We start from the raw sequence: 12,942 nt of genomic DNA, 5'->3' as shown, positions 1-12,942 counted from the left end.
GTCCGGTAAGCCTGCACCTGGTTTCCTGAGCCGTGCCCAAGGCTCCTGTTGACGCGCTGACGGCCGCCCGTCGTCGTGCGTTACGTAGGTGCTGCCCGACGGATTAGGGGGACACCAACTTTAGAGTGCGTCCGCACTGACGTTACTGTGTAGAACGTGCAGATGAGTCAAGCGTTGGTGAGGATCGCGGCCGGTTGGCTGCTGGGCCTCATGCTTGCCGTCGCCGGAGCCATTGTGGCCATCAACGTCGTGAACAACACCGTGGCCAGCCCGCAGCAGCCGGTCCGGGAGTACCTGGACGCGCTGAAGAGCGGAGACGGCGGGCGTGCGCTGGGGCTCCTGAAGGCCGCCGTTCCGCCCAGCAACGCGGCCATGCTGGATGGTCCCGGGCTGCAGACGTCTGCCTCCCGGCTCTCCAACATCAGTATCGGGGACCCGCAGGAACGGCCGGGCAACCAGGTGATGGTGCCCATGGAGTACACGATCGACGGGAGCCGGCTGCAGACGGAGTTCCTGCTCCAGAAGACCGGTACCGAATGGCTGTTCTTCAACACCTGGGCGTTCGTTCCGTCGCGGTTGCCCACGGTGGACATCACCGTGGTCAACGGCAATGAGGCCGTGGTCAACGGTGTTCCGGTGAACATGCCCAACGGCCGCAACTCCTTTGCCGTGTTCTATCCCGGGGAGTACGAGGCCTCGCTGGACGGGCAGTACTTCTCGGCTCCGGCCACCCGTGCCACGGTCACCGCGAAGGACGCCCCCGTGGCCCCGCTTAACCTGCTGACCCAGGCAACGGACAAGCTGAAAGGCGACGTTGCCGCGAAGGTCCGGGAGTTCCTGGACGGCTGCGCGGCGGAGGCCGTGAAGGAGCAGAAGCTCCAGCCGGACTGCCCCTTCTATTACGCCAGCAACAACCGGGTCCAGGACGGCAGCATCCGCTGGAGCGTCACGGAATACCCGAATGTCTCGGTGGAACCGTTCGACGGCCGCTGGGTGGTGGCACCGCTGGACGGCAAGGCCAAAGTAGAGGCGCTGCAGCAGAACTCGTTCACGGGGGCCTGGTACCCGCTGGACGCGGAGGTGGACTTCAGCTTCACCACCCGCCTGGACGTCGCCGGTGACACGGTCAAGGTGACCCCGCAGCTGAGCTTCTAGGCCCGGGGTCTGCCGCGCGCGTCACGCACGGCATGCTTTCAGCAGCACTGGACGCCGCAGCCCTTGATTTCCCGGGGCGAATCCGGTTCCGGGAGTGTGAAAACGTGCTCCACGTGACGCGATCCCAGCTACCGCCGCCTCTTCAGAACGGCAAGCACCTGCTGGACCATGTCCTGCGGCCGGTACACCACATCGGCGTAGTAGTAGCGGAGGGCCGTATAACCCTGAAGGACTGATTCGTTGTTCCGGCGGTGGTCCTTCTGGACCTGCTTCCACTCCGCGTGATGCCTTCCGTCAAGCTCCACCACCAGCCACCCGTCCAGCAGCAGATCAACGTACCCAACACGTTCCAGGTACACCTGTGACTCGACGTGGATGCCTTCCTGCTGGAAATATGTCCGGGCCAAAGTCTCAAGCAGCGAGTCCGCCCCCGTGTCCACCCACTCAAGGACAGCCCTGGCCTTCCCGTTCCGCTTTCCAGGCAACCGCTGACGCAGGAAATTGACGGTCATCTCCCCGCGGGAAACAGCGCATTCCACCATGACCAGAGACTCCGCGAAGGACAGGCACCGCAGGGCATGGATCAAGACATCTGCCAAGGCGGCCACCGGCTGGATCCGTGAAGGCGGGAGCAGGAGCCCGGCGTGGTGGACGCCGTCAATGGAAACCACCTCCTGCCGGCGGTGGTAAACGTGGCGCCGCCCGTCAGAAGGCAGGGACCACAGATCGTAAGCAGTCGCGGCGCTTGCGCACGTCAGCAGTTCCCGGTTCCGCAGCACGGCAACCAGGTCCGGAGACGCCGTCGGAAGCGCGTAAAGCCCGCGGTCGGGCTGCAGCACGCCTGCCCGAACTGCACGCCGGAGGGCAGCATCGTCCACACCGAGCCGGGCCAGTGCAGGCCTCCGTGCAGCTCCGCCGCAAACTTCCAGGGCCTTAAGGACATCCATCCGGCCATGCTGGCCGGTCCAGTGCCCTTGCTGCAGCCTGTGATGGGGTTATGTGGACAATTGAGAACCTTGGCGGCATCACGCGGAGCACGCTTTCGGGGCTCACAAAGAATTTGATGCCCGGAATTCCAGGGCCGCTGCCGGGCCGGAGACGCGAAAGGCTGCTTCCCGTGACGCGAAGTCACGGGAAGCAGCCTTTTCGGCAGGACCCGCGCCGGGTCAGTCCATCCCGCGGAGGTCCAGGACCAGCTCGGTGTCGCCGTCGGTCTGCAGGACCACCGGGATGCCCCAGTCCTGCTGGTAGAGGTGGCACGCGGCGTGGTCCGGGATCTCGCCGTCCTCGGTTTCCGGACCGTCACAGGCAGCCGCGCGGGCGGTAATGTGCAGCACGCCCTCGGGAACATCCGGGGACAACTCAAGCGTCCGCAGCAGCCCCACCGAGGTTCCACCGCCGGACACCAGCAGCTCCGGCGGGGTGGAGGAGATCTTCAGCTGCGTGGGGTCGCCCCAGCGGTCATCGAGCTTCTGCCCGGTGGGCGCTGTGAAGCGGACGGTCAGATCCAGCGTGCCGGGCGCCACGGGGCTCTTGGGCCGGTGGGTCTGGGACGCGCCCTCATCCACCTGCTGCGCTTCCTTGGGGATGGGCACGTACACCAGCTGGTGCTTGTTCGCCTCGACCACCACCAGCAGCGGCTCGGAACCGGCGGACTGGGTGTGGTCCACGATCACGTCGGAGGGCTCGGCAAGTCCCCGGGCCAGCGTCGACACGGTACCGGTTGCGGGGTCGTAGCGGCGTACGGCTCCGTTGTACGTGTCTGCGATCGCCACGGAGCCGTCGGGCAGGATGGTCACACCGAGCGGGTGCTGCAGCCGTGCTTCGGCGGCGGGGCCGTCCCGGAAGCCGAAGTCGAACAGGCCCTTGCCCACGGCGGACTCCACGGTGATGGACGCATCGTCGCCGATAACCAGCTTGCGGAGCGCCGACGTTTCGGAGTCCGCCACCCAGATGTTGCCGTCCGCATCCTCGGCCAGGCCGGAGGACTGGGCGAACCAGGACTCGTGGGCGGGTCCATCCAGGAGCCCTTCCAGGCCGTTGCCCGCGATGATCGAGACGGCGCCGGTGACAGGGTCAAAGCTGAAGATCTGGTGCGTGCCGGCCATGGCCACCACCACCGCATTGAGCTTGCGCGACCACACCACATCCCACGGCGAGCTCAGCGCAACGTCCAGCGGGTCGTTGCCCAGCGAGCCGCTGAAGCCGGCCCCTTCCTCGTCCACGCGGGCTGGCCCTGTTTCGAGCAGGCGCTGGATGCTGTTGCCTGCAAGGGTGGAGGCCTTCCCGTCCGTGAGCGAGAGTCCCCGCAAGCGGTGGTTCACTGAGTCTGCAATCACGACGTCGTAGCCCGCCTTGGCTGCCACATCTTCCGGCAGCAGGACCAGGCCCTGGGGCTCATTGAACTGGGCGCTGGCGGTATCCCCAGCGGCGGGACCGTCGGCGTAGCCCTTGGTACCCGAGCCGAACGTCGCCAGGACGGTTTCGAAGTCGGTACCGAGTTCCACCAGGCGGTGGTGGCCGGTGTCGGTGACCAGCCAGGACCCCTTGTCCGCAGCATCGGAGGCCGCGGCACCTGCTGGCGTGCCGCCGTCGGCCGTTCCAGCCGTGGACCCGCGTCCCGGCGGGAGGAACAGCGCTTTGCCGGGGAAGCGCAGGGTGCCGGAAGTTGCTTCGGGTGCCACGTAGGGGCCGGAGCCGCGGTGCAGGGTGCCCTTGGCCTCGTGCTCGGCGATCAGTTCGGGGATCAGCACTGCGAGCCCGCCCGCGTGGCCTTCTCCGGAAAGGTGCGCCACGATGTAGCCCTCGGGGTCGATGACCACCAGCGTGGGCCACGCACGGGCGGTGTACGCCTTCCAGGTGTCCAGCTCGGGGTCGTCCAGCACAGGGTGGTGGATCTCGTAGCGCTCCACGGCCGCGGCGAGGGCCACCGGGTCCGCTTCGTGCTCGAACTTGGGCGAGTGGACGCCCACGGTAACCAGCACGTCCGAGTACTGCTGCTCCAGCGGCCGCAGCTCATCCAGGACGTGCAGGCAGTTGATGCAGCAGAAGGTCCAGAAATCGAGCAGCACGATCTTGCCGCGCAGGGCTTCGAGGTCCAGGCTCTTGCCGCCGGTGTTCAACCAGTTGCGGCCCACCAGTTCGGAGGCCCGGACCCGGGCATGGGTGCGTACGGTTTCGCTCATCAGCGTCCTTCCAGCTTGTTGCGTTCAGCCAGCCTGGCGTCGCGTTCGGCCAATTTGGCAAACATATCGTTGTAAGCGGTTAGATCGGCGTCGTTATTCCTGTCCGCCGCGCGGTCCACCCGTTTGGTCTCCCGCTGGTCGGACCTGGACCACATGATGGCGACGCCGATCGCCACCAGGAGTGTTGGCACCTCACCGATGCCCCATGCCACAGCGCCGCCTGCCTGCTGGTCCTCGAGGGCCGAGGGTCCCCAGGCACGGCCCAGGTTGCCGAAGTAGTCCGCTGCCATCAGGCCGGTGCCGCCCATGATGGACACACCGAAGAAGGCGTGGAAGCCCATGGTGGCCAGGAGCAGGACCAGCCGCATGGGGTACGGGGCCCGGCGCGGCAGCGGGTCGGTGCCGATCATGCTCAGCACGAAGATGTATCCAGTGAGCAGGAAGTGCAGGTTCATCAGTTCGTGGCCCACGTGCTCGCGCATGGCGAAACCGAACAGGTCCGAGTAGTAGAACAGGATGATGGAGCCGGCAAAGTTGGCCGCAGCGAACAGCGGGTGGGTAACCAGCTGCGAGAACTTCGAATGCACGAAGACCAGGAGCCATTCGCGAATCCCGCGTGAGCCGTCACCGCGGGCCGGCAGGGCACGCAGCGCCAGGGTCGCCGGCGCGCCCAGCACCAGGAAGATCGGCGCGACCATGGTCAGGGCCATATGGTCCACCATGTGTGCGGAGAACAGGATGCGGCCGTAGACCGACGGCGGCCCGGACGTAATGTACGTCAGCACCACCAGGCCGATGACCCAGTTCACGGACCGGAACCACTGCCAGGAGTCGCCCCGGCGGCGGATCTTCGCAACCCCCATAAAGTAGGTCACCAGGCCGAAGAGGGCCACGCCAACCCAGATCCAGTCAAGGCGCCATTCCGTGAGCCAGCGCTCCGGCGTGAGTTCCGGCGGCAGCTCGTAGCCGCTGAGGATGAAGGCGGGGGACGCGTTGGGAGCCAGTTCCGTCGGCTGCGGCGGGGCGGAGCGGCCCAGTGCCACGGCGATGCCGGATGTGGCGCCCATGACCAGGAGCTCGGCCACGATCAGCTGCCACAGGACGCGCCTGGAAGACAGGGTGGAGCCCTTGCGCCCCAGCTGCGGGATGACCCATTGCCGGTGCATGAAGCCGATGCCGCCCAGCACCACGGCGGCGGCGGTCTTGGCCAGGATCAGCTGTCCGTAGGCGGAGCCGAAGAGATCGGACCAGTTGGTGACGCGGATGCTGGCATTGATGACGCCTGAGGCGAAGACCAGCACGAAGGCGAACCCGGCGAGGCTGGAGAACCGGCGCAGCGTGGGTTCGGTGATGTCTGTTGCTGCCCCGGGCTTGGTACCGGTCAGGATCCCCGACAGCAGGGCCAGGATGATGATGCCGCCGACCCAGGTGGTCACGCCCACGAGGTGCAGGCCGAGCGAGTTGATGGCGCCTTCATGGTCCGAGGAGCTTGACGAGTGTCCGATCAGGGCAGTGGGTACCAGGCCGATCAGCGCAAGGATCAGGGTGAGCGCCAGCCCGCCCAGGGACCGGACCCCAAACAGCGCGGTGGTCACCACTGCGGCAATGATGATGACGGCGAGCCAGGCACGGCCCGTTTCGATGTCCGTCATGAAGTACACCAGCGCCTGGGTGAAGGCAGGGTCGCCGGACAATCCCTGCCCGGCTACGTCGCCGTACGTGAGTACCAGGACCGCGATGGCGGACAGCGTCCACACAGCGCCCGCGACGGCTGCTATGGCCAGCGCGCGTGTGAAGGCGGGATGTTCGGGCGCTTCGCTGCCGCCCCTGGGCCCTTCCGCATCGCGGCCGCGGGGGCCACGGCTCCGGGCGTTGAGGTTCTTGGGCAGGATGCCGACGGCGAAGATCAGCCCCCCGACGACGGTCGCCAACGATACGTTGTGGATTGCCTTGCTGACGGGCAGGCCCCACCGCACCAGGGCGCCGGGGTCGGCGACGCTGCGGGCAGCAGCGGCACCGGAGAAGATCAGGGCCGCCGCGAGGCCAAGGAAGAGCGCCGCCAAGCCGGCAAGCTGCCAGGGCAGCGTGATCCCCCGGGTTCCGGCATCCCGGACCACAGATCCCTTGCCGGGATCGGTCTGGGGAGGGGTGGAACGTGGTTTTGCGGCAGAAGACACCATTCCATTGTCCGCCACGGCTGCCCAGGCCGCGAATCCGGGCTGAATGCCCTTAAACGCAAGGAGCGGCAACCAGAAGGTTGCCGCTCCTTTCCGGCCGGCGATGCGCGCCAGCAGGGCAGGTTCTACTTCTTGGAGACAGCAGCCTTCAGCTTGGAGCCGGCGGTCAGCTTGACGCTGTGGCCTGCTGCGATCTGGATGGTCTCGCCGGTCTGCGGGTTGCGGCCGGTGCGAGCTGCACGGTCGGTGCGCTCAACAGCGAGCCAGCCGGGGATGGTGATCTTCTCGCCCGCGGCGACAGAAGTCTCGAAAACCTCGAACAGTGCATCGAGGACGGAGTTCACGGCAGCCTGGCTGGTGCCGGCCTTGCCTGCTACCTCTGCAACAAGTTCACTACGGTTCTTAGCCATTTATGTCCTCCTGGACGGTTCTGATTCTGGAGCCTGCACGCGGCATGCGCACAAGCCACTGTCCGAAAACTTACCAGCTTGGGCCGTTCCGGTCCGCAAATTCCGCGTGTTTCCGGGACTTTTTGAGGTTAATCACCGATTCTTCGGGTATTTTCGACGCCTACGGTGCCGTCCGCCACTTCTGGCCCGATTTCCCGCGGCGCTCCAGCAGGTCCCGCTGCGGTGTGTGTTAAATGTGGGAGGCCCCAACCGTGTGGTTGGGGCCTCGACCTCAATGATTGTTCCGGCGGTGACCTACTCTCCCACACCCTCCCGGGTGCAGTACCATCGGCGCTGTGGGTCTTAGCTTCCGGGTTCGGAATGGGACCGGGCGTTTCCCCCACGCTATGACCGCCGTAACCCTTTCACCCGCTCCCCCGCGTTGGTGTTGCTTTGGGGGTGGGAAGACTGTGGTTACAACATGTGGTGTTGTATTCAGTTGTGTTGGTTCCCTGTGCAACCCGTGTGTTGCGGGGGTTGTTGGTTGGGAACCACATAGTGGACGCAAGCAGAATTTGTATGTTTCTGTGTGGTGTAAGTTGTTGGCCTATTAGTACCGGTCAGCTTCACGAGTCGTTAGTCCTCGCTTCCACATCCGGCCTATCAACCCAGTGGTCTGGCTGGGGGCCTCTCACACATAAATGTGTATGGAAATCTCATCTTGAAGCGAGCTTCCCGCTTAGATGCTTTCAGCGGTTATCCCATCCGAACGTAGCTAATCAGCGGTGCACTTGGCAGTACAACTGACACACCAGAGGTTCGTCCGTCCCGGTCCTCTCGTACTAAGGACAGCCCTTCTCAAATTTCCTGCGCGCGCAGCGGATAGGGACCGAACTGTCTCACGACGTTCTAAACCCAGCTCGCGTACCGCTTTAATGGGCGAACAGCCCAACCCTTGGGACCTACTCCAGCCCCAGGATGCGACGAGCCGACATCGAGGTGCCAAACCATGCCGTCGATATGGACTCTTGGGCAAGATCAGCCTGTTATCCCCGAGGTACCTTTTATCCGTTGAGCGACGGCCATTCCACAATGTACCGCCGGATCACTAGTCCCGACTTTCGTCCCTGCTCGAGATGTCTCTCTCACAGTCAAGCTCCCTTGTGCACTTACACTCGACACCTGATTGCCAACCAGGCTGAGGGAACCTTTGGGCGCCTCCGTTACTTTTTAGGAGGCAACCGCCCCAGTTAAACTACCCATCAGGCACTGTCCCTGACCCGGATTACGGGCCGAAGTTAGATGTCCAAAGTGACCAGAGTGGTATTTCAACGATGACTCCACCCGAACTGGCGTCCGGGCTTCAACGTCTCCCACCTATCCTACACAAGCCACTCCGAACACCAATACCAAACTATAGTAAAGGTCTCGGGGTCTTTCCGTCCTGCTGCGCGTAACGAGCATCTTTACTCGTACTGCAATTTCGCCGAGTTTATGGTTGAGACAGCGGGGAAGTCGTTACTCCATTCGTGCAGGTCGGAACTTACCCGACAAGGAATTTCGCTACCTTAGGATGGTTATAGTTACCACCGCCGTTTACTGGGGCTTAAATTCTCAGCTTCGCCTTGCGGCTAACCGGTCCTCTTAACCTTCCAGCACCGGGCAGGAGTCAGTCCGTATACATCGTCTTGCGACTTCGCACGGACCTGTGTTTTTAGTAAACAGTCGCTTCCCCCTGGTCTCTGCGGCCCCGATCCCCTCCCACCAGCGATGTGGTGTTCAAGGTTGGGGCCCCCCTTCTCCCGAAGTTACGGGGGCATTTTGCCGAGTTCCTTAACCATAATTCTCTCGATCGCCTTGGTATTCTCTACCTGATCACCTGTGTCGGTTTGGGGTACGGGCGGCTAAAACCTCGCGTCGATGCTTTTCTCGGCAGCATAGGATCACCAAATCCCCCCAAACGGGGGTCCCATCAGATCTCAGGCTATGTGAGTGGCGGATTTGCCTACCACTCGCCCTACATCCTTAGACCGGGACAACCATCGCCCGGCTCGGCTACCTTCCTGCGTCACACCTGTTAATACGCTTGCCTCCCGGGATCAGGTCCTGCGCTCCACCAAAACCCTTCACCCACAAGGGGTGTCGGGCAGGTTTCGGGCAGTTAGTATCCCCCGCTCAGCATGGGCGGTTTTTCGCCGGTACGGGAATATCAACCCGTTGTCCATCGACTACGCCTGTCGGCCTCGCCTTAGGTCCCGACTTACCCAGGGCAGATTAGCTTGACCCTGGAACCCTTGATCATTCGGCGGACGGGTTTCTCACCCGTCTTTCGCTACTCATGCCTGCATTCTCACTCGTGTAGGCTCCACCGCTGGTTTACACCGCGACTTCACCGCCCACACGACGCTCCCCTACCCATCCACACTCCTGAACCACGAAGGCTTGGAGAATATGTGAATGCCACAACTTCGGCGGTGTACTTGAGCCCCGCTACATTGTCGGCGCGGAATCACTTGACCAGTGAGCTATTACGCACTCTTTTAAGGGTGGCTGCTTCTAAGCCAACCTCCTGGTTGTCTTCGCAACTCCACATCCTTTCCCACTTAGCACACGCTTAGGGGCCTTAGTTGGTGGTCTGGGCTGTTTCCCTCTCGACTATGAAGCTTATCCCCCACAGTCTCACTGCTGCGCTCTCACTTACCGGCATTCGGAGTTTGGCTGACGTCAGTAACCTTGTAGGGCCCATTAGCCATCCAGTAGCTCTACCTCCAGCAAGAAACACGCAACGCTGCACCTAAATGCATTTCGGGGAGAACCAGCTATCACGAAGTTTGATTGGCCTTTCACCCCTACCCACAGCTCATCCCCTCCATTTTCAACTGAAGTGGGTTCGGTCCTCCACGACGTCTTACCGTCGCTTCAACCTGGCCATGGGTAGATCACTTCGCTTCGGGTCTAGATCACGCCACTCACACGCCCTATTCAGACTCGCTTTCGCTACGGCTGCCCCACACGGGTTAACCTCGCGACGTAACACTAACTCGCAGGCTCATTCTTCAAAAGGCACGCCGTCACAACTACAAGGTTGCTCCGACGGATTGTAAGCACACGGTTTCAGGTACTGTTTCACTCCCCTCCCGGGGTACTTTTCACCTTTCCCTCACGGTACTGGTCCGCTATCGGTCATTAGGGAGTATTTAGGCTTATCAGGTGGTCCTGACAGATTCGCACGGGATTTCTCGGGCCCCGTACTACTTGGGATACTCACACAGGCGGTGCTACACATTACGGTTACGGGACTAACACCCTCTCTGGCCGGCCTTTCAAAACCGTTCACCTATGCGCGCACATCACACCCCACCAGCCCGGCAGAACTGGTATGGAAAGTCCCACAACCCCGACCATGCAACGCCCGCCGGCTATCACACATGGAACGGTTTAGCCTGATCCGCGTTCGCTCGCCACTACTAACGGAATCACTATTGTTTTCTCTTCCTGCGGGTACTGAGATGTTTCACTTCCCCGCGTTCCCCCCACGCACCCTATGTGTTCAGGTACGGGTCACCAAGTCACTCGCGCGCTTGACGGGGTTTCCCCATTCGGACACCCTGGGATCACAGTCCGGTTATCGACTCCCCCAGGCTTATCGCAGATTCCTACGTCCTTCTTCGGCTCCTAATGCCAAGGCATCCACCGTGTGCTCTTAAAAACTTGACCACAAAGATCAAAAACATTTTCGAGAGAACCACAGAAACCAACCACGCACAATCAACACCACCCACAAAGGAGCAGCACCACCACGCGCAGCCAGATCCAGGTTCATATATCTTGGAAATTGCTTCTTATACAAGATGCTCGCGTCCACTATGTAGTTCTCAAACAACAACCCCACACCACACACCCCACACACAAACCCCCAAAGGGATCAACACGCGTGGACCGTCATGGCAGGGAAACCAGAAACAAACAAACCCACCAGAACACCACCCACACCCCGAAAGGCGCAGACAGCGAACCCGTGGCCCTGTTGTCTCAGGACCCAACAGTGTGCCAAACACTAAACCATCCCCACCCCGCACCCCACCGTTCCAGAACCACCAGGGTTCGTACTAGAGAAGAGCGCAGAAAGAAACAGCCGCTATTTGTTGATATTCCACCCATGAGCACCCGCCGCAGGACAATCGCCTGCGCAACGGGCTTGCTTCCTGACAACCCCCACACCCGGACATACATCCAGGCCGGATGGTTGTAGGTGCTCCTTAGAAAGGAGGTGATCCAGCCGCACCTTCCGGTACGGCTACCTTGTTACGACTTAGTCCCAATCGCCAGTCCCACCTTCGACAGCTCCCTCCCACAAGGGGTTAGGCCACCGGCTTCGGGTGTTACCAACTTTCGTGACTTGACGGGCGGTGTGTACAAGGCCCGGGAACGTATTCACCGCAGCGTTGCTGATCTGCGATTACTAGCGACTCCGACTTCATGGGGTCGAGTTGCAGACCCCAATCCGAACTGAGACCGGCTTTTTGGGATTAGCTCCACCTCACAGTATCGCAACCCTTTGTACCGGCCATTGTAGCATGCGTGAAGCCCAAGACATAAGGGGCATGATGATTTGACGTCGTCCCCACCTTCCTCCGAGTTGACCCCGGCAGTCTCCTATGAGTCCCCACCATCACGTGCTGGCAACATAGAACGAGGGTTGCGCTCGTTGCGGGACTTAACCCAACATCTCACGACACGAGCTGACGACAACCATGCACCACCTGTAAACCGACCGCAAGCGGGGCACCTGTTTCCAGGTATTACCGGTTCATGTCAAGCCTTGGTAAGGTTCTTCGCGTTGCATCGAATTAATCCGCATGCTCCGCCGCTTGTGCGGGCCCCCGTCAATTCCTTTGAGTTTTAGCCTTGCGGCCGTACTCCCCAGGCGGGGCACTTAATGCGTTAGCTACGGCGCGGAAAACGTGGAATGTCCCCCACACCTAGTGCCCAACGTTTACGGCATGGACTACCAGGGTATCTAATCCTGTTCGCTCCCCATGCTTTCGCTCCTCAGCGTCAGTTAATGCCCAGAGACCTGCCTTCGCCATCGGTGTTCCTCCTGATATCTGCGCATTTCACCGCTACACCAGGAATTCCAGTCTCCCCTACATCACTCTAGTCTGCCCGTACCCACCGCAGATCCGGAGTTGAGCCCCGGACTTTCACGGCAGACGCGACAAACCGCCTACGAGCTCTTTACGCCCAATAATTCCGGATAACGCTTGCGCCCTACGTATTACCGCGGCTGCTGGCACGTAGTTAGCCGGCGCTTCTTCTGCAGGTACCGTCACCTTGCGGCTTCTTCCCTACTGAAAGAGGTTTACAACCCGAAGGCCGTCATCCCTCACGCGGCGTCGCTGCATCAGGCTTGCGCCCATTGTGCAATATTCCCCACTGCTGCCTCCCGTAGGAGTCTGGGCCGTGTCTCAGTCCCAGTGTGGCCGGTCACCCTCTCAGGCCGGCTACCCGTCGTCGCCTTGGTAGGCCATTACCCCACCAACAAGCTGATAGGCCGCGAGTCCATCCAAAACCACAAAAGCTTTCCACCAACCACCATGCGATAGTCGGTCATATCCGGTATTAGACCCAGTTTCCCAGGCTTATCCCAGAGTCAAGGGCAGGTTACTCACGTGTTACTCACCCGTTCGCCACTAATCCACCAGCAAGCTGGTTTCATCGTTCGACTTGCATGTGTTAAGCACGCCGCCAGCGTTCATCCTGAGCCAGGATCAAACTCTCCGTTGAAGAAAAACAGACACAACCAAGCACCACGGAAATAACGCGGAACCAGGCTGCACAAAATTTGAAACCAGCCAAAAACACCAAACCAATACCACAGGGGCGGCACGATTCGGCAAATTCAACCAATCACATTACATAATCGGTATCAACAAACTTGGCACACTATTGAGTTCTCAAACAACAGACACACCCGGCACCACCCAAACCAACGTTCAGGATCGCTCCGGAGCAACTTTCCAAACCTACCCGATC

At 61.5% G+C, this 12,942-nt stretch carries 5 protein-coding genes and 3 rRNA genes; 1 reads left to right on the top strand and 7 read right to left on the bottom strand.

Annotation, left to right across the window (positions count from 1 at the left end; all coding sequences use genetic code 11):
* Nucleotides 1–162: 162 nt before the first annotated feature.
* On the top strand, nt 163–1,155 hold the full coding sequence (locus QF031_RS00040; protein ID WP_307422408.1) for a hypothetical protein: 993 nt from the start codon (nt 163–165) through the stop codon (nt 1,153–1,155).
* Nucleotides 1,156–1,283: 128 nt separating this feature from the next.
* Here QF031_RS00040 and QF031_RS00035 read toward each other — a convergent pair whose 3' ends face one another.
* The 7 genes from QF031_RS00035 to QF031_RS00005 form a co-directional block, all read right to left on the bottom strand.
* Entirely contained in the window at nt 1,284–2,102 is an 819-nt protein-coding gene (locus QF031_RS00035) for a DUF559 domain-containing protein (protein ID WP_307422405.1), read from the bottom strand.
* A 219-nt stretch (nt 2,103–2,321) separates the two neighbouring features.
* Entirely contained in the window at nt 2,322–4,340 is a 2,019-nt protein-coding gene (locus tag QF031_RS00030) for an NHL domain-containing thioredoxin family protein (protein WP_307422402.1), read from the bottom strand.
* Nucleotides 4,340–6,520, bottom strand: coding sequence for a cytochrome c oxidase assembly protein (locus tag QF031_RS00025; RefSeq protein WP_307422399.1), 2,181 nt, complete (start codon nt 6,518–6,520; stop codon nt 4,340–4,342). Before QF031_RS00025 ends, QF031_RS00030 begins: the two co-directional genes overlap by 1 nt.
* 122 nt (nt 6,521–6,642) lie before the next feature.
* Nucleotides 6,643–6,927, bottom strand: a complete 285-nt coding sequence (locus tag QF031_RS00020; protein ID WP_011693739.1) for an HU family DNA-binding protein — start codon at nt 6,925–6,927, stop codon at nt 6,643–6,645.
* Between the two features lie 281 nt (nt 6,928–7,208).
* Nucleotides 7,209–7,325: ribosomal RNA gene (gene rrf / locus QF031_RS00015) — 5S ribosomal RNA — on the bottom strand.
* 170 nt (nt 7,326–7,495) lie between these two features.
* Nucleotides 7,496–10,623 (bottom strand): 23S ribosomal RNA (locus QF031_RS00010).
* A gap of 546 nt (nt 10,624–11,169) precedes the next feature.
* Nucleotides 11,170–12,693: ribosomal RNA gene (locus QF031_RS00005) — 16S ribosomal RNA — on the bottom strand.
* The 16S, 23S and 5S rRNA genes sit together here, the layout of an rRNA operon.
* Between the last annotated feature and the right edge of the window lie 249 nt (nt 12,694–12,942).

The sequence above is a fragment of the Pseudarthrobacter defluvii genome, assembly GCF_030816725.1.
Lineage (GTDB): Bacteria > Actinomycetota > Actinomycetes > Actinomycetales > Micrococcaceae > Arthrobacter > Arthrobacter defluvii_A.
This window is presented reverse-complemented; position numbering and strand designations above follow the sequence as displayed.